This is a genomic window from Pseudomonas sp. HMSC08G10, from assembly GCF_001808425.1.
Taxonomy (GTDB): Bacteria; Pseudomonadota; Gammaproteobacteria; order Pseudomonadales; family Pseudomonadaceae; genus Aquipseudomonas; species Aquipseudomonas guariconensis.
The window spans coordinates 273,794-293,533 of record NZ_KV793335.1; the positions used below are offsets into that span (position 1 = coordinate 273,794).

16 protein-coding genes are annotated in these 19,740 nt (G+C 62.6%); 3 read left to right on the forward strand and 13 right to left on the reverse strand.

What is annotated here, in order from left to right; genetic code table 11:
• The first annotated feature begins 51 nt into the window (after nucleotides 1-51).
• Nucleotides 52-1,635 carry a peptide chain release factor 3 gene (locus HMPREF3173_RS23320; protein ID WP_043208143.1) on the forward strand — a complete coding sequence of 528 codons (1,584 nt, stop codon included), beginning with the start codon at nucleotides 52-54 and terminating at the stop codon, nucleotides 1,633-1,635.
• 82 nt (nucleotides 1,636-1,717) lie between these two features.
• Here HMPREF3173_RS23320 and HMPREF3173_RS23325 read toward each other — a convergent pair whose 3' ends face one another.
• The 13 genes from HMPREF3173_RS23325 to HMPREF3173_RS23385 all read right to left on the reverse strand — a co-directional run bounded on the left by HMPREF3173_RS23325 (nucleotide 1,718) and on the right by HMPREF3173_RS23385 (nucleotide 17,507).
• On the reverse strand, nucleotides 1,718-2,797 hold the full coding sequence (locus HMPREF3173_RS23325) for a polyamine ABC transporter substrate-binding protein (RefSeq protein WP_043208145.1): 1,080 nt from the start codon (nucleotides 2,795-2,797) through the stop codon (nucleotides 1,718-1,720).
• A 56-nt stretch (nucleotides 2,798-2,853) separates the two neighbouring features.
• Complete coding sequence (locus tag HMPREF3173_RS23330) at nucleotides 2,854-3,195, reverse strand: cupin domain-containing protein (protein WP_043208147.1); 342 nt, start codon at nucleotides 3,193-3,195, stop codon at nucleotides 2,854-2,856.
• A gap of 33 nt (nucleotides 3,196-3,228) precedes the next feature.
• On the reverse strand, nucleotides 3,229-4,635 hold the full coding sequence (locus HMPREF3173_RS23335; RefSeq protein ID WP_070577075.1) for an NAD(P)/FAD-dependent oxidoreductase: 1,407 nt from the start codon (nucleotides 4,633-4,635) through the stop codon (nucleotides 3,229-3,231).
• A 64-nt stretch (nucleotides 4,636-4,699) separates the two neighbouring features.
• Complete coding sequence (locus HMPREF3173_RS23340; RefSeq protein ID WP_070577077.1) at nucleotides 4,700-5,509, reverse strand: AraC family transcriptional regulator; 810 nt, start codon at nucleotides 5,507-5,509, stop codon at nucleotides 4,700-4,702.
• A 352-nt stretch (nucleotides 5,510-5,861) separates the two neighbouring features.
• Nucleotides 5,862-6,830, reverse strand: coding sequence for a peptide ABC transporter ATP-binding protein (locus HMPREF3173_RS23345; RefSeq protein WP_070577079.1), 969 nt, complete (start codon nucleotides 6,828-6,830; stop codon nucleotides 5,862-5,864).
• Nucleotides 6,830-7,798, reverse strand: coding sequence for an ABC transporter ATP-binding protein (locus HMPREF3173_RS23350; RefSeq protein WP_070577081.1), 969 nt, complete (start codon nucleotides 7,796-7,798; stop codon nucleotides 6,830-6,832). Before HMPREF3173_RS23350 ends, HMPREF3173_RS23345 begins: the two co-directional genes overlap by 1 nt.
• Nucleotides 7,799-7,808: 10 nt before the next feature.
• Nucleotides 7,809-8,735: an ABC transporter permease subunit gene (locus HMPREF3173_RS23355; RefSeq protein WP_043208158.1), complete on the reverse strand. Its 927-nt coding sequence runs from the start codon at nucleotides 8,733-8,735 to the stop codon at nucleotides 7,809-7,811.
• A gap of 10 nt (nucleotides 8,736-8,745) precedes the next feature.
• Nucleotides 8,746-9,756, reverse strand: coding sequence for an ABC transporter permease subunit (locus tag HMPREF3173_RS23360; RefSeq protein WP_043208159.1), 1,011 nt, complete (start codon nucleotides 9,754-9,756; stop codon nucleotides 8,746-8,748).
• A 78-nt stretch (nucleotides 9,757-9,834) separates the two neighbouring features.
• A complete protein-coding gene (locus HMPREF3173_RS23365; protein ID WP_070577083.1) occupies nucleotides 9,835-11,430 on the reverse strand; it encodes an ABC transporter substrate-binding protein in 1,596 nt (531 codons plus the stop codon).
• 65 nt (nucleotides 11,431-11,495) lie between these two features.
• Complete coding sequence (locus HMPREF3173_RS23370) at nucleotides 11,496-12,872, reverse strand: OprD family porin (RefSeq protein WP_070577086.1); 1,377 nt, start codon at nucleotides 12,870-12,872, stop codon at nucleotides 11,496-11,498.
• Between the two features lie 203 nt (nucleotides 12,873-13,075).
• Complete coding sequence (locus tag HMPREF3173_RS23375) at nucleotides 13,076-14,668, reverse strand: ABC transporter substrate-binding protein (RefSeq protein ID WP_070577088.1); 1,593 nt, start codon at nucleotides 14,666-14,668, stop codon at nucleotides 13,076-13,078.
• Nucleotides 14,669-14,830: 162 nt separating this feature from the next.
• A complete protein-coding gene (locus HMPREF3173_RS23380; RefSeq protein ID WP_070577090.1) occupies nucleotides 14,831-16,456 on the reverse strand; it encodes an ABC transporter substrate-binding protein in 1,626 nt (541 codons plus the stop codon).
• A 334-nt stretch (nucleotides 16,457-16,790) separates the two neighbouring features.
• The gene (locus HMPREF3173_RS23385; protein WP_043208170.1) at nucleotides 16,791-17,507 is read right to left on the reverse strand and encodes an SIMPL domain-containing protein; all 717 of its coding nucleotides are present in this window, start codon (nucleotides 17,505-17,507) and stop codon (nucleotides 16,791-16,793) included.
• 198 nt (nucleotides 17,508-17,705) lie between these two features.
• Between HMPREF3173_RS23385 and HMPREF3173_RS23390 the strand changes: the two genes are divergently transcribed.
• Together HMPREF3173_RS23390 and HMPREF3173_RS23395 are read left to right on the forward strand one after the other, a co-directional pair.
• Entirely contained in the window at nucleotides 17,706-18,965 is a 1,260-nt protein-coding gene (locus tag HMPREF3173_RS23390; RefSeq protein ID WP_070577091.1) for an ATP-binding protein, read from the forward strand.
• Nucleotides 18,962-19,522, forward strand: coding sequence for a response regulator transcription factor (locus HMPREF3173_RS23395; RefSeq protein WP_070093026.1), 561 nt, complete (start codon nucleotides 18,962-18,964; stop codon nucleotides 19,520-19,522). Before HMPREF3173_RS23390 ends, HMPREF3173_RS23395 begins: the two co-directional genes overlap by 4 nt.
• Nucleotides 19,523-19,740: the final 218 nt, after the last annotated feature.

The window sequence follows — 19,740 nt, forward strand, 5'->3', positions numbered from 1 at the left end:
GACTTCAGGTATGATATTGCCCCTTTTTGATCCCAAGTCAGGCGATTTCCCATGACCAACCAGGCCGCCGAAGTCGCGAAGCGCCGCACTTTCGCCATCATTTCCCACCCCGACGCCGGTAAGACCACCATCACCGAGAAGCTCCTGCTGATGGGCAAGGCCATTGCCGTCGCCGGTACCGTGAAGTCGCGCAAGTCCGACCGCCACGCCACCTCCGACTGGATGGAAATGGAGAAGCAGCGCGGCATCTCCATCACCACCTCGGTGATGCAGTTCCCCTACCGCGAGCACATGATCAACCTGCTCGACACCCCCGGCCACGAGGACTTTTCCGAAGACACCTACCGTACCCTGACCGCGGTCGACTCGGCGCTGATGGTGCTCGACGGCGGTAAAGGTGTAGAGCCGCGGACCATTGCCCTGATGGATGTCTGCCGGCTGCGCGATACGCCGATCGTCAGCTTCATCAACAAACTCGACCGCGACATCCGCGACCCCATCGAACTGCTCGACGAGATCGAGGCGGTCCTGAAGATCAAGGCAGCGCCGATCACCTGGCCGATCGGTTGCTACCGCGACTTCAAGGGTGTGTACCACCTCACCGGCGACTACATCGTGGTCTATACCCCGGGTCATGGTCATGAGCGCACCGAAGCCAAGATCATCCAGAAGCTGGACTCCGACGAGGCCCGTGCGCACCTGGGCGACCAGTACGATTCGTTCGTCGAACAGCTGGAGCTGGTGCAGGGCGCCTGCCATGAGTTCAACCAGGACGAGTTCATCAACGGTCAGCTGACCCCGGTGTTCTTCGGTACCGCCCTTGGCAACTTCGGTGTCGACCATGTGCTCGATGCAGTCGTCGATTGGGCACCTCGCCCGCTGGGCCGCGTGGCGCACGAGCGTACCGTCGAGCCTGTGGAAGAGAAGTTCACCGGCTTCGTGTTCAAGATCCAGGCGAACATGGACCCGAAACACCGCGACCGCATCGCCTTCATGCGGATCTGCTCGGGCAAGTACGAAAAAGGCATGAAGATGCGCCACGTGCGCCTGGGCAAGGACCTGCGCATCGGCGATGCGCTGACGTTCTTCTCCTCCGAACGTGAACAGCTCGAAGAGGCTTATGCCGGCGACATCATCGGCTTGCATAACCATGGCACCATCCAGATCGGCGACACCTTCACCGAAGGCGAGGCGCTGGGCTTCACGGGTATTCCGCACTTCGCCCCGGAACTCTTCCGCCGCGTGCGCCTGAAGGACCCGCTCAAGTCCAAGCAATTGCGCCAGGGCCTGCAACAGCTGGCCGAAGAAGGCGCGACCCAGGTGTTCTTCCCCGAGCGCAGCAACGACATCATCCTCGGTGCCGTGGGTGTGCTGCAGTTCGATGTGGTCGCCAGCCGCCTGAAGGAAGAGTACAAGGTCGAATGTGCCTACGAGCCCATCACCGTCTGGTCGGCGCGCTGGATCAGCTGCGACGACAAGAAGAAGCTCGAGGAATTCCAGAACAAGGCCATGGAGAACCTGGCCATCGACGGTGGCGGTCACCTGACCTACCTGGCGCCGACCCGGGTGAACCTATCGTTGATGGAAGAGCGCTGGCCGGACATCAAGTTCCGCGCCACTCGCGAGCACCACTAAAGAGCAGCGGCAAGCTACAAGCAGCGCGAGCCTGAACGGGCTCCGCTTTTCTTGCCGCTTGCCGCTTCACAGCTGACGACTGTCAGTTGCCTGCTTTGATACTGGTCCAGATCCGTGTACGGATGCGGTCGATCTTCGCCGGCATCGCCTCCAGGGCATACAGCTTGCCCAGCACCTCGTCACTCGGGTAGATCATGCTGTTGGCCTTGAGTTTCGGGTCCACCAGGCTGTCTGCCTTCAAGTTGCCGTTGGCGTACTGCACATAGTCGCTGATATTGGCCATCACCTCTGGCTGCAACAGGTAGTTCATGTAGGCGTAGCCTGCTTTTTCGTCCGGTGCGTCGGCGGGCATGGCGACCATGTCGAACCACAGCGGCGCCCCTTCCTTGGGTATCGAGTAGCCCACCTTCACCCCATTGTTCGCCTCTTCGGCGCGGTTCTTCGCCTGCAGCACATCCCCCGAGAAACCTACCACCACGCAGACATCGCCGTTGGCCAGGTCGCCGGTGTACTTGGATGAGTGGAAGTAGCTGATGTACGGCCGCACCTGCATCAACAACGCCTTGGCTTTGTCGTAATCGGCCGGGTTCTGGCTGTGGTGCGGCAGGCCCAGGTAGTGCAGGGCGATCGGCAGCAGCTCCGGGCCGTTGTCCAGCACGGCAACGCCGCAGCTTTTGAGTTTGGAAATGTTCTCGGGCTTGAAGATCAGGTCCCAGGAGTCCACCGGCGCATTGTCGCCCAGTACCGCCTTGACCTTGTCGATGTTGTAGCCAATACCAGTGCTGCCCCAGAGGTAGGGGAAGCCATAGCGATTGCCCGGGTCGTTCACCTCCAGCGCCTTGAGCAACACCGGGTTGAGGTTATGCCAGTTGGGCAACTGGCTCTTGTCCAGCGGCTTGAGGGCTTTGCCCTGGATCTGCCGGGCCATGAAGTGGTTGGAGGGGAACACCACGTCGTAGCCGGAGTTGCCCGTCATCAGCTTGCCGTCGAGGGTCTCGTTGCTGTCGAACACGTCATAGGTCGGCTGGATGCCGGTGGCCTGCTGGAACTGCTTGAGGGTGTCAGGGGCGATGTAGCTGGACCAGTTGTAGATCTTCACCGAGTCGGCGGCGTTGGCCACGCAGGTGGCGAGCATCAGAGGGGCGAGCAGGAGGGTGCGCATGTCCGGTATACCTTGCTGTGCTTGTTGTTATCGAAGGGCGGCAGGCGATCGTCGGATCAGAAAATCAGAACGTAGGTCTTGCGTACCGTCTCCTGGATATCCCAGGTGCCGGTGCTGTTGGCCGGCAGCATCAGGGCGTCGCCGGCTTCGATGAGCAAGGGCTCGCCACCGTCGGGGGTGAAGGTGCAGCGGCCCTTGATGAAATGGCAGAACTCCTGCTGCACGATTTGCCGCCGCCAGCGCCCCGGGGTGCACTCCCAGATGCCGGTTTCGACGCCGTCGTTGCGTTCGACGCAGGTCACGGACGTGACCGCGACCGGCTCGCCGAGAGGAACGGCGACAGGACTGGTGCTTTCCAGGGTGACGCTGCCCGTGTGCTTGAACTGGGTGATGCTCATGACCTTGGATCCTGTGTGGTGGTTTGGGTTGAATCAGCGCATGAAACCTTCCATGAAGTCGGCAAGCGTGCTGGCCAGGCGCCTTCGCCAAGGAGCGCTGCCGGGCTGGGCGAGGGTCTGGTCCTCGTACACGAAGCTTCGGATGATCGCGTTGTAGCCCAGCCAGCGGCAGGGCTCGGGCGGCCAGCTGGCCAGGCTCGACAGCGGGCGGTTGTCGTACACCCAAGGCTGTGCGGTCAGGGCGTTGTGTTGGCCGAGTATCAACGCGGCCAGGGTGCGTCCGCCCAGGTTGGTGGCGCCGACGCCTTCGCCGCCATAGCCGCCCGACAACGCAATGCCGCGCTGGCGATCGCACAGCATGTGCGGGTGGAAGCGCCGGGCCATGCCCAGGTTGCCGCCCCAGGAATGGGTGATGCGCACGTCCTTGATCTGCGGGAACAGGTCGCTGAACAGGCAGCGGCGCAGGGCGATCTCGCTGTCGGTGAGGCTGAAGTCTTCCCGCAGCCTGCCGCCGAAGCGGTAGCCGCCACGGGCACCGAACACCAGGCGGTTGTCGGCGGTGCGTTGGCCATAGGTGACTTGGCGGCTGCCCTCGCTGAAGGCCTGGCCCTGATCCAGGCCGATCTGTGCCCAGGTCGATTCCGGCAGGGGTTCGGTGGCCACCAGCAGGCTCTGCACGGGCAACTGATGACGTCCCAGCGGCGGCAGACTGGCGGCGTAGCCTTCCACGGCTGGCACGATCCACTGGCTGCGGATCGTCGCCTGGGGCGTACGTACCTCGCCGGTTCGCCAGTCGATGGCCGGGGTGTTCTCGTAGATCTGTACGCCCAGGCGTTCGACCGCACGGGCCAGGCCGCGCACGAGTTTGGCCGGCTGGAGGGTAGCGACATGCGGGCTGAAGATCGCGCCATAGGCATTGCTCACCCGCAACTGGCCATTCAACGCCTCGGGCCCCAGCCAGCGGTAGTCGTCTTCATTCATGCCTTGGCGATAGAGGTCATCCAGGTAGGCGCGCAGACTGCGTTCCTGCTCCGGGTAACGGGCGGCGCAATAGAGCACGCCGCCTTTGCGGTAGTCGCAGTCGATGCCTTCGCGTTGCAGGACGCTGTGGACTTCGTTGGGGATGTCATGCAGCAAATCGGTGCTGGCGCGGCGTTGCTGGGGCGAGAGGGTGGCGAGCATCCGGTCCTCGCCCAGCAGGTTGCCCATCAGCCAGCCGCCATTACGACCCGAGGCGCCGTAACCTGCGATATTGGCGTCGATCACCGCGACGTTCAGTTGTGGCGCCTGGCGCTTGAGGTAATAGGCGGTCCATAGGCCTGTGTAGCCGGCGCCGATGATGCACACGTCCACCTCCAGGTCCTGGCCCAGGGCCGGGCGGGCGCAGAGTGGCTCCTCGAGCTGGTCCATCCAAAGGCTGATCGTACGCCAGGCTTGCATCGGGTTCGGCTCCACATCCGTAAAGGTCTGTGGGCGATCCTAGTGGCGTGTGGGGAGGGTTGTCTTACGTGCGTGCACGCAGGGAAATCTGCTTCACATAGGCCTTGGGCGACAAACCGGTGTGTTCGCGGAAGCACTTGTAAAACGCCGACAGCGAATTGAAACCCGCGGCAAAGGCCAGATCGTCGACCGGGGTTGTCGCGTGCTGGGCATCGAGGCTGGCCAACAGATGTTGCAGGCGGGCCTGGTTGACGTAACGGTAGAAGCTTTGGCCGAGCACTTGGTTGAGCAGGTAGGAAATCTGATTGCGGCTGTAGCCGCTGTGGTCGGCGACCTGTTGCAGGTCCAGCTCCGGGTCAAGGTAGGGGCGCTGTCGCTGAAAGTAGTGCTCCAGGTCCTGGGCCATGGTGGAGAGCTGGCGCGGTGAAAGGCCCAGGCGGCTGGTGGCCGGACGCGGGTTGGCGCGGCTGGCGCCTTGGGCATCACGACGTACCAAGGTAGCGTATTCGTTGATGCGCCAGATCAGCCCATCCTTGACGGTGATCGCCTCGCTGGCCTGGAACGCCACCAATCCCTCTCCGCCCTGGACCGTGACTTCGTACTGGATGAACGCTGTGCAGCCGTCCACGCGGATGCGGTCGCTGTGCACGATGTCTTCGCCGGCCTGGTGGGGCAGCGAGGCGCGAACGTAGTCGTGCAGCTCATCGATGCCGAGCACGCGGTTCTGGAAGAAGTCGTGGTACTGGATGTCAGGGTGGTACAGCGCCATCACGCCGTCGAGGTCGCGGTGCTTCCAGCACAGGTGGTAGCGCAGCACGGTGTCGGCGGTGAGTGGGGTTTGCTCGGGGCCGTCGGGGAGGGTAGTGGCGGTCATGGACACTGATAGTGCATTGCAGAACACCCTGGCGCAAGGCCACGGATCCGGCATATTGCACGGCATTGCCGAGCGGCTTGTCGGCTAAGCCGTTGATTGCGCTGAGGGTGATTTTTCAGTGAGGCTGGCATGGGCGCTGCAGCTGTCTTTTCACCAACGAACGGGAGAAAGGCCATGCGCTCGATACTGCTTTGGATGATAGGTGTGCCGATTCCGGTGATCATTTTGATCTGGTTCTTCATGCATTGAGGCACAGGGCCACTGTGCGGCCTGTTCGCGGGTAACCCGCTTCCACAGGGGGAGCGATGATCCTGGTGGAAGCGGGTTTACCCGCGAACAGGTCTAAACCGATCTAGAGAAACTGCTCGGCATAGTGGCAGGCCACTTGCCGCGTACTCACTTGTCTCAACGCTGGTATTTCCTTGGCGCAGCGCTCGGTGGCATACGGGCAGCGCTTGTGGAACGCACAGCCGTCCGGTGGATTGAGTGGGTTGGGCAGCTCACCGGCGATACGGATCTTCGGCTTGAGCGGATCGGGGTGAATCGCCGGAGTCGCCGACAGCAGCGCCTGAGTGTAGGGGTGCAGGGGTTTCTCGTAGATATCCTCCTTGGGCCCCATCTCCGCCGGGCGACCCAGGTACATCACCAGCACCTGGTCGGCCACGTGTCGCACTACCGCCAAGTTGTGGGAGATGAACACGTAGGCGGTGTTGAACTCCTTCTGCAGGTCCATGAACAGGTTCAGCACTTGCGCCTGGATCGACACGTCGAGGGCCGACGTCGGCTCGTCGGCCACCAGCACTTTCGGCTGCAGCATCATCGCCCGGGCCAGGGCGATGCGCTGGCGCTGGCCGCCGGAGAACATGTGCGGATAGCGCTGGTAGTGCTCCGGACGCAGGCCGACCTGCTCCATCATCTTCTGCACTTTCTCGCGGCGCTCGGTCTTGCTCAGCGAGGTGTTGATCAGCAGGGGTTCTGCGAGTTGGTCACCGATCTTCTGCCGCGGGTTGAGCGAGGCGTAAGGGCTCTGGAAGACCATCTGCACGTCGCGGCGCAGTTGCTTGCGCTCAGCCTTGCTGGCGCCTTTGACCTCCGTTCCGGCGATCTGCAGGGAGCCGGAGGACGGCTCCTCGATCAGCGTCAGGGCACGGGCCAGGGTGGACTTGCCGCAGCCGGATTCGCCGACCACGGCCAGGGTCTTGCCGGCCTCCAGTTCGAATGACACGCCATTGAGGGCGCGCACCAGCGCATGGCCCTTGAACAGGCCGCGGGAGACTTCGTAATGGCGGGTCAGCTCACGGGCGGATAGGACGACGGTCATCACGCCACCTCCTGGTTCAGCGGATAGAAGCAACGCACCAGGCTATGGGCCTGGGGATCGAGGGGCGGACGCTGCTGGCGGCAGTTTTCCTGCACGTAGGGGCAGCGCGGCGACAACAGACAGCCCTTGGGCCGGTCGTAACGCCCGGGCACGATGCCTGGCAGCGTGGCCAGGCGCTCGGCCCCGATGCTGTGCTCGGGGATGGCAGCCAGCAAGGCTTCGCTGTAGGGGTGAGCGGGGACGTCGAACAGCTCCGGCACCTGGCCCACTTCCACGGCCTGGCCGGCATACATCACGCATACGCGCTTGGCGGTCTCGGCCACCACGGCCAAGTCGTGAGTGATGAGAATGAGCGCCATGTTGCGCTCTTTCTGCAGGTTCACCAGCAGCTCCATGATCTGCGCCTGGATGGTCACATCCAGCGCCGTAGTCGGTTCGTCGGCAATCAGCAGCTTAGGTTCGCCGGCAATTGCCATGGCGATCGCCACACGTTGGCTCATGCCGCCGGAGAGCTGGTGGGGATAGGCGTCCAGACGGCTTTCGGCAGCCGGGATCTCGACTTTCTTGAGCAGCTCCAAGGCCCGCTGCCGAGCGGCCTTGCCCTTCAGGCCCAAGTGCTGGCGCAGGACTTCCTCGATCTGGTAGCCCACGGTGTAGCTGGGATTCAGGGCGGTCATCGGGTCCTGGAAGACCATGGCGATGTCCTTGCCCACGACCTTGCGCCGTTGCCGGCCGCTCAGCTTGAGCATGTCGGTGCCGTCGAAATTGAGCACGTCGGCGGTGATGCGCCCGGGGGCGTCGATCAGGCCCATCAGGGCCATCATGGTCACCGACTTGCCGGAGCCGGACTCGCCGACGATGGCGAGGATCTCGCCGGCGTCCACCGTAAGGTCCAGGCCGTCCACCACGGGTACGGCGTTGGCGTCGCCGAAGCGCACGTTCAGGTTGTTGATCTGCAACAGTGACATGGCGTTCTCCTCAGGCGGCGTTCTTGAGTTTCGGGTCCAGCGCATCGCGCAGGCCGTCGCCCATCAGGTTGATTGCCAGCACACTGAGCAGGATCGTCAGCCCCGGCAGGCTCACCACCCACCAGGCACGCTCGATGTAGTCACGGGCCGAGGCCAGCATGGTGCCCCACTCGGGCGTCGGCGGCTGCACGCCCAGGCCCAGGAAACCCAGGGCGGCGGCGTCGAGGATCGCCGAGGAGAAGCTCAAGGTGGCCTGTACGATCAGCGGCGCCATGCAGTTGGGCAGCACGGTGACGAACATCAGGCGCGGCAGGCCGGCACCGGCCAGACGCGCGGCGGTGACGTAGTCACGGTTCAGCTCGCCCATCACCGCCGCGCGGGTCAGACGTACGTAGGAGGGCAGCGAGACGATGGCGATGGCGATCACGGTGTTGATCAGGCCAGGGCCGAGGATGGCGACGATGGCTACGGCCAGCAGCAGCGATGGCAGCGCCAGCATCACGTCCATCAGGCGCATGATCGAAGGGCCGAGGATCTGCGGGAAGAAGCCAGCCAGCAGGCCCAGCAGGATGCCAGGGATCAGCGACATCACCACTGACGACAGGCCGATCAGCAGCGACAGCCGCGCGCCCTGGATCAGGCGCGAAAGCAGGTCGCGGCCGAGCTCGTCGGTGCCGAGGATGAACTGCCAGGTACCGCCTTCGAGCCACACCGGCGGGGTGAGCAGGAAGTCGCGGTATTGTTCGCTCGGGTTGTGCGGCGCGATCCAGGGGGCGAACAGCGCGCAGAACACGATCAGGCACATGAAGGCAAGGCCGGCCACGGCGCCTTTGTTGCGCGAGAACGCCTGCCAGAATTCCTTGTACGGGGAAGGGTAGAGCAGGCTCTGGTCCACTGGGCTGGCCGGTGTGACGGATTTTGGAATAGGGCTAGTCATGGCTTGGGCCTCAGCGCTGATGACGGATGCGTGGGTTGGCCAGGCCGTAGAGGATGTCCACGACGAAGTTGACCAGGATCACCAGGCAGGCGATGAGCAGGATGCCGTTCTGGACCACGGGGTAGTCACGGGCGCCGATGGCTTCGATCAGCCACTTGCCGATGCCCGGCCAGGAGAAGATGGTTTCGGTAAGCACGGCACCGGCGAGCAAGGTGCCGACCTGCAGGCCGAACACCGTCAGCACCGGGATCAGTGCGTTGCGCAGGCCGTGGATGAACACCACGCGGCTGGGCGACAGGCCCTTGGCGCGGGCGGTGCGGATGTAGTCTTCGCGCAGGACTTCGAGCATTGAAGAGCGGGTCATGCGGGCGATCACTGCCAGGGGGATGGTGCCCAGCACGATGGCCGGCAGGATCAGGTGCATGACGGCGTCCTTGAACGCGCCTTCCTCGTCGCTGAGCAATGTGTCGATCAACATGAAGCCGGTTTTCGGCTCGATGTCGTAGAGCAGGTCGATCCGCCCCGAGACCGGCGTCCAGCCCAGGCTCACCGAGAAGAACATGATCAGGATCAGGCCCCACCAGAAAATCGGCATGGAGTAGCCCGCCAGCGAGACGCCCATGACCCCGTGGTCGAACAGCGAGCCGCGCTTGAGCGCGGCGATCACCCCGGCCAACAGGCCGACGATGCCAGCGAACAGCAAGGCGGCGAAGGCCAGTTCGAGGGTGGCGGGGAACAGGGTGAGAAATTCGTTCCACACGCTCTCACGCGTGCGCAGGGACTCGCCCAGGTCGCCCTGGGCCAGCTTGCCAATGTAATCCACGTACTGGACCGGCAGCGGTTTGTTCAGGCCCAGGCGCTCCATGGCCTGGGCGTGCATTTCAGGGTCGACCCTGCGCTCGCCCATCATCACTTCCACCGGGTCGCCGGGGATCAGGCGTATGAGCGCGAAGGTCAGCAGGGTGATGCCGAAGAAGGTCGGAATCAGCAAGCCGAGGCGCCGGGCAATAAAACTCAACATCGTCGGGTGTACCTCATTAAGCCGGTCAGGCGGTGCCGCCGGTTCCCGTGTGGGTCGCCGGCGGTCGTTGTTGTTGTGTTACTTCACCTTGGTGGTGGCGAAGTTGTTGTTGGTCAGAGGGTTGATCACGTAACCCTCCACGTTGTCACGCATGGCGGTGAACATCTTGGGATGGGCCATGTTGATCCAGGGTTGGTCGTCATCGTACACCCTCATGGCCTCGGCATAGACCCATCCGCGCTCTTCATCCTTGGTGATCGTGCGTGCGCGGGTGATCAGATCCTGGAACGTCTTGTTGCACCAGCGGGCGTAGTTCTCACCGTTCTTTGCAGCCTCGCAGCTGAGCAACGGGCCGAGGAAGTTGTCCGGGTCACCGTTGTCGCTGGCCCAGCCGGCAGACACCAGGTCGGCTTCACCGGCTTTGGCACGGCGCAGCATTTCGGCCCATTCCATCACCCGGATATCCAGCTTGATGCCGATCTGGGCCAGGTCCGCCTGGAGCATCTCGGCGGACAGCCGCGGGTTGGGGTTGGTCGGCCCGCCACCGTTGCGGGTGAAGAGGGTCATCACGGTCCCTTCCGGCACGCCAGCTTCCTTCAACAGCGCCCGGGCCTTGTCCAGATCGCGTGGCGGATTCTGGATCGTGACGTTGTTGCCCAGCATGGTGTGCGGGTACGGATTGACCGCTTCGGTCGCGTTGCCCTTGCCGAACAGCTGGTCGATATGGTGCTGGCGGTCGAAGGCCATGTTGAGGGCTTTGCGCACGCGTACGTCATTCAAGTACTTGTGTTCCGTGTTCATGGCGATGTAGCCCGTCACCAGCGCCTCGATCTCGGCAACCTTGAGTTTCGGGTCGGCCTTGATCGCCGGCACGTCGTCCGGCTTTGGATACAGGGCGATCTGACACTCGTTGGCACGCAGCTTTTGCAGACGCACGTTGCTGTCGGTGGCGATGGCGAAGATCAACGCGTCTGCCGGTGGTTTGCCCCGGAAGTAGTCCGGGTTGGGCTTGTAGCGAACCTGGGCGTCCTTGTTGTAGCGCTGGAAGATGAACGGCCCGGTGCCGATCGGCTTGCTGTTGAGCTCGCCAGTCTTGCCGGCCTTGAGCAACTGGTCGCCGTACTCGGCGGAGTAGATCGAGGTGAAGGCCATGGCCATGTCGCGCAGGAAGGGGGCTTCCGGACGGGTCAGGGTGATCACCACGGTGTGGTCGTCAGTCTTGCTTACCGACTTAAGCAAGTCCTTGAAGGCCATGCTCTCGAAGTAGGGATAGCCGACGCTGGTCTTGTCGTGCCAGGGATGCTTCGGGTCAAGCTGGCGGTTGAGGCTCCACAGCACGTCATCGGCATTGAAGTCGCGGGTGGGTTTGAAGTATGGGGTGGTGTGGAACTTGACGCCTTCGCGCAGGTGGAAGGTGTAGGTCAGCCCGTCCGGGCTGATGTCCCAGCTTTTGGCCAGCGCTGGCTGGATATCGGTGGTGCCGGGCTTGAAGTCGACCAGGCGATTGAAGAGCGTCTCGGCCGAGGCGTCGGCGGTGACCGCGGTGGTGTACTGGACGATGTCGAAGCCTTCCGGGCTCGCCTCGGTGCACACCACCAACGGCTTGGCCGCGAGCTGGGTCGCGGCGCCGAGAAGGACGGCCGCCAGGGCGGCACGTAATGGTAGCGATGTCATGAAACCTCCCTGCAGATTGTTCCAGCGTAGCGCTTCGGCCCGCACAAGGCGGGCCGGCGCGGGGGTCAGAGAATGTTGAATGGAATGGTGGTGACGATACGCAGCTCGTCCAGGCTACCGTCGGCCTGGGCTTTGCTGGCGCGGTGCGCGGTGTAGGTGGCGCGGATGCTGGTGTCTTTCAGCGGACCGCTTTGCACGGCGTAGCTGGTACCGATGCCCCACTCGTAGTGGGTCTCGCCATCCATGCCTTTGACGTCGTAGGCATCGCCCCGGTAGTGGGTGCCGTCGATACCCCAGCCACGGGCGTTGTAGACGTTGAACTTCAAGCCCGGCACGCCATAGGGGGCCATGTTCAGCACGTAGGAGATCTGCAGGGACTTCTCGTTGGGGCCGTTGAAGTCCGACAGCAGCGAGTTGGCCAGGTAGATGCCGTTGGTTTCGTGCAGGTAGTCGAAATACTCGTTGCCGTTGACCTGTTGCCAGGAGGCGCTGAGCGTGTGGGCCTGGTGGGTGAGGCCGAACGACAGGCTGTAGGTGTCGTTGTCGATCTCGCCCATCTTCTTATTGCCGGTATCCACGGTCTTGTAGTAGTTCAGGCCCGTGGTCAGGCTCAGCACCGCGCTGTCGCCCAGCACGTGGTTGGCGCCCAAATAGTACTGGTTCCAGAAGTCGTCGACCTTGGTGGCGTAGAGGCTGGTGGAGAGGCTCTTGAGGGGCTGGTAGTTGACCCCGGCGGTGCTGGCACGGTCGGTTTCCACGCCATTGCCATACTCGCTGCGGAACTTGCTCAAGCTCTGCTCGGTACGGGGCGAGACGCGGTCGAAGGTGCCCAGGTCGAACGACAGGTTGTCGAATTCGGCGCTGTGCAGGAATGCACCCTGGAAGCTCGACGGCAACGCGCGGTTGCCGATGTAGGAAATCATCGGCGTGTCCACCGACTGACGGCCCACGGTAAGGGTACTGTTGGACACCCGTGCCTTGACGTTGCCCAAGCCCATCTTGCTCCACTGGCCGATCACGTCGCCATCGCTGTGGGTCAGCGTGCGGTTGTTCGGTCCGGCCACCGCGGCGCGGCCACGCTCAAGGGCGATGGCGTTGTAGCCGGCGGCTTCGACAGCGAAGCCCACGGTGCCTTGGGTGAAGCCTGAGCTGTAGTTCAGGATGGTACCCTGCACCCAGTTGTCACGGCTGTGAGTCCGGTGCTGAGTGCCGTCGCTCTTGTAGTACCTGAACAGCGGTGCGCGGGTGGCGCGTTCGCGGGCGTACCAGTTGCGCGTGCTGCCGGTCAGGCTCTGGCCTTCGAGAAAGCCTGTGGCCTCGGCCTGCTCGCTGCTGGATTTGAGGGTGACCGGGACGAAGTCCTGGCTGACGGGTTCGGCCTGGGCTGTGGCGGATAATGCGCCTAACGACAGGGCCAGTGCGGTAAAGGTTGTACGTCTCAAGGTGAAGCTCCCTTTCTATTTCTAGTTATTCCCGCGCCTTGTGGGCTGGGGGTTTTGCTGCGGTGTTGCCAGGGGTGCCGCGGGATCGCCGGGCAGAGTCGGGGGCGTTGTGCTGGCGGTGCCGGTCTGTTCATGGATAAACCCGCTGCCGCAGGGGCGGTGATCAGTGCGGGAGCGGGTTTACTCGTGAAGAGAGGGGCTAATCAGTCAACACTCACACCGGAAAAGTCGTTGCGTCCAAAGGGGCTGACGCGAAAGTCCTTGACCTTGGCGCTGATCGGCTGGTTGACCGTGGAATGGGCCACCGGGGTGATCGGCACCTGTTGCTTGAGACGTTGCTGGGCTTGCTGATAGAGCCGGGTGCGCTGTTCGCGGTCGGTGACCTGCTTGGCCTGCTTGACCAGCGTGTCGTACTCACGGTCGCACCACAGGGAATAGTTGTTGCTGCCGATGGCATCGCAGCTGTACAGAGTCCCCAGCCAGTTGTCCGGGTCGCCGTTGTCGCCGGTCCAACCGATCAGGGCGATGTCGTGCTCGCCGTTTTTCATGCGCTTGAGGTATTCACCCCATTCGTAACTGACGATCCTGGCCTTGATGCCGACCTTGGCCCAGTCGGCTTGGAGCATCTCGGCCATCAGCTTGGCATTGGGGTTGTAGGGCCGCTGTACCGGCATGGCCCACAGGGTCACTTCGGTGCCCTCCTTGACGCCGGCGGCCTGGAGCAGTTCGCGGGCTTTGGCCGGGTTGAAACCTGCGTCCTTGATGGTTTTGTCATAGGACCACTGAGTCGGCGGCATGGCGTTGACCGCCGCCTGGCCGGAGTCTTGGTACACGGCCTGGATGATCGCCTGCTTGTTCACGGCCATGTCCATGGCCTGGCGTACCTCGAGGCGATCGAAGGGCGGATGCTGGGTGTTGTAGGCGATATAGCCAAGATTGAAGCCCGGCTTGTGCAGCACGCTCAGCTTGCTGTCGGCCTTGATCGCCGGCAGGTCGGCGGGGCGGGGATGCAAGGTGACCTGGCATTCGTTGCGGCGGAGTTTCTGGATGCGTACCGAAGGGTCGATGTTGATGGAGAACACCAAGTTGTCGAGCTTGACCTGCTCCGGCGCCCAATAGGCCGGGTTGCCCTTGTAGCGAATCTGCGAATCCTTCTGGTAACGCTGGAACACGAACGGGCCGGTGCCGATCGGCTTTTGGTTGATGTCGCTGGCGCGACCCTCGGCCAGTAAGTGCTCGGCGTATTCGGCGGAAAGGATCGAAGCGAAGCTCATGGCGAGGTTCTGGATGAACGCGGCATCGACACTGTTAAGGGTGAACACCACCGTCAGCGGGCCGGTCTTTTCGACCTTAGCGATATTCTTGTCCAAGCCCATGCTGACGAAGTAGGGGAACTCGGTGGGGTAGGCTTTGCGGAAGGGGTGTCGTTTGTCGAGCATGCGATTGAAGGTGAACAGCACGTCGTCGGCGCTGAAATCACGGCTTGGCGTGAAGTCCTTGTTGCCATGGAACTTGACGCCTTCGCGCAGGTGGAAGGTGTAGCGCATGCCATCCTCGGAGATCTCCCAGAAGGTCGCCAGCGCCGGATGCACGGCAGTGCCGCCTCGCTCGAATTCGACCAGGCGGTTGTAGATCGGCTCGGCGGCATCGTTGTCGGTAGCGCTGGTGTACTGGGCGGTGTCGAAGCCGGCCGGGCTGCCTTCGGAACAGAACACCAGGTTCTTGGCGAGCAGGTCGGGGGCCTGGGTCATCAGGCCGAGGCCGAGCAGGGTGCCGAGGAGAGTGATGGGGCGCATGGCTAGTCCTTTTGCATCTGTCGTGCCGCAACCTTGTAGGAATCGCGGCAACAGGAATCCGATCCCGCTGCGGGTGGCATCGGGAGGGCGCTTGTTTCTGGGGGGCGCTCGTGGCGCGGAATGTCACCGTGGGCGCTCAGGCCCACGGCGCAGGGGCTGGCCCTATTTCTCCACGCTGACGCCGTAGAAGGCGTTCAGGGCGAACGGGCTGATCTTGAAGCCCTTCACCTTGTCGCTCATCGGTTGATAGACGGTGGAGTGAGCGATCGGCGTGATCGGCACTTGCTCCTTGAGGATGTGTTGCGCTTTTTGATACAGCTCGGTGCGCTTGGCTTGGTCGGAAGTGGCCTTGGCCTGCTTGATCAGGTCGTCGTAGGGCTTGTAGCACCACTTGGAAAAGTTGTTCCCATCCATGGCATCGCAGCCGTAGAGGGTACCCAGCCAGTTGTCGGGGTCACCGTTGTCGCCGCTCCAGCCGATCAGCATGGCGCCTTGCTCGCCGCCTTTGGAACGCTTGATGTACTCGCCCCACTCGTAGCTGACGATCTTGGCCTTGATGCCGATCTTGGCCCAGTCGGACTGGAGCATTTCGGCCATCAACTTGGCGTTGGGGTTGTAGGGGCGCTGCACGGGCATGGCCCACAGGGTGATCTCGGTGCCTTCCTTGATGCCGGCTTCCTTGAGCAGCTGCTTGGCTTTCTCCGGGTCGTACTTGGCATCCTTGATGGTGGTGTCGTAGGACCACTGCGTCGGCGGCATGGCGTTGACCGCCAGTTGGCCTGCGCCTTGGTACACCGATTCGATGATCTGCTGCTTGTTCACCGCCATGTCCAGCGCCTGGCGGACTTTCAGCTGAGACAGAGGGTTGGCTTCGTTGCTGCCCTTGATCTTGTCCATCACGTTATAGGCGATGTAGCCAAGGTTGAAGCCGGCCTGTTCAGGCATTTGAAGTTTCGGATCCTTCTTCAGCGGCTCGATGTCGGCAGGGCGAGGGAACAGGGTGACCTGGCACTCGTTCTTCTTGAGCTTCTGCATGCGTACCGAGGCGTCGGTGCTGATGGCGAAGATCAAGTTGTCGATCTTCACGTCATCGGGGTTCCAGTAGTCCTTGTTGCCCTTGAAGCGGATCTGGGCGTCCTTCTGGTACTTGCTGAACACGAACGGGCCGGTGCCGATCGGTTTCTGGTTGATGTCGGCGGCCTTGCCCTGATTGAGCAACTGGCCGGCGTACTCGGCGGACTGGATCGAAGCGAAGCTCATGGCCAGGTTCTGGATGAAGGCGGCGTCCACCTCGTTGAGGGTGAAGCGTACGGTGTGATCGTCGACCTTTTCGAGACGGGCGATGTTTTTGTCCATGCCCATGTCGGTGAAGTAGGGGAATTCGGTGGGGTAGGCTTTGCGGAACGGATGGTTCTTGTCGAGCATGCGGTTGAAGGTGAACAGCACGTCGTCGGCGTTGAACTCGCGGGTCGGCTTGAAGAAGTCGGTGGTGTGGAACTTGACGCCTTCGCGCAGGTGGAAGGTGTAGGTCTTGCCGTCATCGGAGACGTCCCACTTGGTTGCCAGCCCCGGAATGACGGCGGTGCCGCCGCGCTCGAACTGGGTCAGGCGATTGAAGACGGTTTCGGCCGAGGCGTCGAAGTCGGTTCCTGTGGTGTATTGGCCCGGGTCGAAGCCTGCGGGGCTGCCTTCGGAGCAGAACACCAGGTTGGTCGCGGCAAGCGCGGAGGGTGCGCCGGCGAGCAAGCCTGCGCCGACCAGGAACGGAATGACTGCGTGTTTAAGCATGGTGGCCTCATTGTTGTCATTTTTCGATTGAGGCGGCCTCGTGAGCCGACCTGCGGATACTTATGCAGGGTAGATCGCCAATGCAACAGGCAGAGGGATAGTTGACGTCAAAATTGTGGGACTAACGTACATGGATGTCGCATCCATGTAATTTTCATGAAAGTTGAACGTTTGCGCTGGTTTTTTGCAGGCAATTTGCCAGATGTTTTTCAACTTTGAAGTCAATAGGAAAGCAGCTAGAGCGCTGTAGGAATGAGGCTTTGAAACTGTCAGTTCCAGAAACGACATCAAAGCGACGGGCATTGCACCCGCCGCTTCGGTTCACTGAGGTCGATCAGGGCATCTGGACTTCGATCAGGCCATCGGCGTTCATGCTGACTTCGCTGGTGCCGGCTTCGATGTCCGGCGCGGGAGCGGCTTCATCGGCTGCCATAGCCTTCATGGCCATCGGCGCGCTGCGCAGGTAGGGGCGTGGGTAGCCGCTGCTGTTGAGGTTCAGGCTGACCACTTTGTAGCCTTTGCCGCCGAGGGCTTCGGTGGCCAGTTGGGCGCGTGCCTTGAAGGCGTCGACGGCCTCCTTGAGCAGGGCGTCCTCGTTGCTCTTGCGGGTGGCTTGGGCGATGGAGAAGTCCATGCCGCCCATTTTCAGGTCTTGGAGCAGTTCCCCGGTGAGTTTGGACAGGGCTGGGAAGTCGGCGCTTTCCAGGCGCAGTTCGGCGCGTTCGCGCCAGCCGGTGATCTTCTGGCCTTTGCTGTCATAGACCGGGTAGCTGTTGCGGCTGCCCTGGCTGATCTTCACGTCCTTGACCTGGCGTGCCTGCTGCACGGCTTTGTTCATGGTCTCGGTGATTTCCTTGGCCAGCTTGCCTGGGTCGTTGTTCTGGGCTTCGCTGTACAGGGTTACGACCATCAAGTCGCGCGCCACTTCCTTGGTGACTTCGGCGCGCAGCGATACCTGGTTGTAGCGCGGCGCATCGTCCGCCAACGCCGGCAGGCTGGCCAGCAGGCCACAGGACAGGATCAGCGCGGTGCCACGACGGGGGATGTGCATGTAGGACTCCTTGGCAAATAAAGGCGCGGGCGTTGTCCATCCCGCGCATGGCCCATCAGACCGGGAACAGTGTAGTGGGTTCCTAAATGCCATCATTAACCTGTGACAAAGTGTGGCGCTTTGCCGCATCGCTGCAGCGGGGCGCCTGGCTTCGGTATACTCCGGTCGATTTTCCTGGAGCACTCATCAGGAGAGCTCATGCTCGCTGCCGCACATCCGCTGTCCGCTACGCGCCAGAACCTCTGGCGTCTGACCTTCATTCGTATCCTGGTCCTGGCCGCCCAGGCTGGCTCCGTTGGCGTGGCCTACTGGACCGAACTGGTCCCGCTGCCCTGGCTGTCGCTGGCCATCACACTGGCCCTGTCGTCGTTGCTGTGTGCCTTCACCGCCTTGCGCCTGCGCTTGTCGTTGCCGGTCACCGAACTCGAGTATGCCCTGCAGCTGGCCTGTGACCTGCTGATCCACAGTGCCCTGCTGTACTACTCCGGCGGCTCGACCAACCCGTTCGTTTCCTACTACCTGGTACCGCTGGCGATCGCCGCGGTGACCTTGCCATGGATCTATTCGCTGGTGCTGTCTGGCATTGCACTGGTGGCCTATAGCCTGTTGCTGGTGCAGTTCTACCCGCTCGAGACCCTACCCATGGCGCGGGAGAAGATGCAGGTCTATGGCATGTGGTTGAGCATCGCCTTGGCGGCCGGCGTGATCACGTTCTTCGCCGCACGCATGGCCGAGGAGCTTCGTCGCCAGGAAAAACTGCGCGCCGATCGCCGCGAGGAGAGCCTGCGAGACGAGCAACTGCTGGCCGTGGCCACCCAGGCCGCCGGCGCCGCCCACGAACTGGGCACGCCTCTGGCGACCATGAGCGTGCTGCTCAATGAAATGCGTCAGGACCACACAGACCCGCAATTGCAGGAAGACCTGGAGATCCTTCAGGACCAGGTCAAGCTGTGCAAGGAGACCTTGCAGCAACTGGTCCGCGCCGCCGAAGCCAACCGTCGCCTGAGCGTGGTCGAGCAGGAGGTGACCGCCTGGCTGGATGAAGCGCTCAACCGCTGGCACCTGATGCGCCCGGAGGCCACCTACCGCTTCCAGCGCCTGCGCGATGGCCAGGTTCCGCGTCTGACGCCACCCCCGGACTTGACCCAGGCCTTGCTCAATCTGCTTAACAACGCCGCCGACGCCTGCCCCGAGGATCTGGAAGTGCGCCTGGACTGGAACGCCCAGGACATCATCATCACGATCCGTGATCACGGCCCTGGCGTTCCCGTCGCCATCGCCGAGGCGATCGGCAAACCCTTCTTTACCACCAAAGGCAAAGGCTTCGGCCTGGGCCTTTTCCTGAGCAAGGCCAGCGTGACCCGTGCTGGCGGCTCGGTGAAACTCTATAGTCATGAACAGGGCGGCACCCTCACCGAGCTGCGCCTGCCCCATGGCAAGCGAGGAGATGAACGATGAGCGAAGAAAACCTGGTCGAAGGCGAAGAGCTGCCGCACTTGTTGCTGGTGGACGACGACGCCACCTTCACCCGCGTCATGGCGCGCGCCATGAGCCGTCGCGGTTTCCGCGTGAGCACCGCCTCCTCTGCCGAGGAGGGGTTGGTGCTGGCTAAGCAGGACGTGCCTGATTACGCGACCCTAGACCTCAAGATGGATGGCGATTCCGGGCTGGCGCTGCTGCCCAAGCTGCTGGAGCTGGACCCGGAAATGCGGGTGTTGATCCTGACGGGTTATTCGAGCATCGCCACCGCGGTTGAGGCTATCAAGCGCGGTGCCTGCAACTACCTGTGCAAGCCGGCGGACGCCGATGATGTGTTGGCGGCGCTGTTGTCCGAGCATGCGGATCTGGATTCGCTGGTGCCGGAGAACCCGATGTCGGTGGATCGCCTGCAGTGGGAGCATATCCAGCGGGTGTTGGCCGAGCATGACGGGAACATATCTGCGACGGCGCGGGCCCTTGGGATGCATCGGCGCACGTTGCAGCGTAAGTTGCAGAAGCGGCCTGTGCGGCGGTGAGGCTTTGTGGTTTGTGGTTTGTGGGTTTTGAGGTTTGTGGGCTTATCCGTTTGATTTGGCGACGGTTAGTCACCTTTCCGCCTTTACGGCGGGTCACTTTTGGTCTTGGCCAAAAGTAACCAAAAGCCGCGCGCCCCTGCACCCGGCCCGGCGCTTCGCACCGGGTTCCCTCGCTGCGGTGCCTTGCGGGGCCTCGCGGCCTCCGGCTGGCTGCGCCA

Bases quoted from the DNA above. Each gene is read 5' to 3' on its own strand.
- HMPREF3173_RS23355 (WP_043208158.1), bottom strand. From the start codon at position 8,735: ATGACTAGCCCTATTCCAAAATCCGTCACACCGGCCAGCCCAGTGGAC.
- HMPREF3173_RS23380 (WP_070577090.1), bottom strand. From the start codon at position 16,456: ATGCTTAAACACGCAGTCATTCCGTTCCTGGTCGGCGCAGGCTTGCTC.
- HMPREF3173_RS23385 (WP_043208170.1), bottom strand. From the start codon at position 17,507: ATGCACATCCCCCGTCGTGGCACCGCGCTGATCCTGTCCTGTGGCCTG.
- HMPREF3173_RS23345 (WP_070577079.1), bottom strand. From the start codon at position 6,830: ATGACCGTCGTCCTATCCGCCCGTGAGCTGACCCGCCATTACGAAGTC.
- HMPREF3173_RS23330 (WP_043208147.1), bottom strand. From the start codon at position 3,195: ATGAGCATCACCCAGTTCAAGCACACGGGCAGCGTCACCCTGGAAAGC.
- HMPREF3173_RS23390 (WP_070577091.1), top strand. From the start codon at position 17,706: ATGCTCGCTGCCGCACATCCGCTGTCCGCTACGCGCCAGAACCTCTGG.
- HMPREF3173_RS23395 (WP_070093026.1), top strand. From the start codon at position 18,962: ATGAGCGAAGAAAACCTGGTCGAAGGCGAAGAGCTGCCGCACTTGTTG.
- HMPREF3173_RS23320 (WP_043208143.1), top strand. From the start codon at position 52: ATGACCAACCAGGCCGCCGAAGTCGCGAAGCGCCGCACTTTCGCCATC.
- HMPREF3173_RS23360 (WP_043208159.1), bottom strand. From the start codon at position 9,756: ATGTTGAGTTTTATTGCCCGGCGCCTCGGCTTGCTGATTCCGACCTTC.
- HMPREF3173_RS23375 (WP_070577088.1), bottom strand. From the start codon at position 14,668: ATGCGCCCCATCACTCTCCTCGGCACCCTGCTCGGCCTCGGCCTGATG.
- HMPREF3173_RS23350 (WP_070577081.1), bottom strand. From the start codon at position 7,798: ATGTCACTGTTGCAGATCAACAACCTGAACGTGCGCTTCGGCGACGCC.
- HMPREF3173_RS23365 (WP_070577083.1), bottom strand. From the start codon at position 11,430: ATGACATCGCTACCATTACGTGCCGCCCTGGCGGCCGTCCTTCTCGGC.
- HMPREF3173_RS23325 (WP_043208145.1), bottom strand. From the start codon at position 2,797: ATGCGCACCCTCCTGCTCGCCCCTCTGATGCTCGCCACCTGCGTGGCC.
- HMPREF3173_RS23340 (WP_070577077.1), bottom strand. From the start codon at position 5,509: ATGACCGCCACTACCCTCCCCGACGGCCCCGAGCAAACCCCACTCACC.
- HMPREF3173_RS23335 (WP_070577075.1), bottom strand. From the start codon at position 4,635: ATGCAAGCCTGGCGTACGATCAGCCTTTGGATGGACCAGCTCGAGGAG.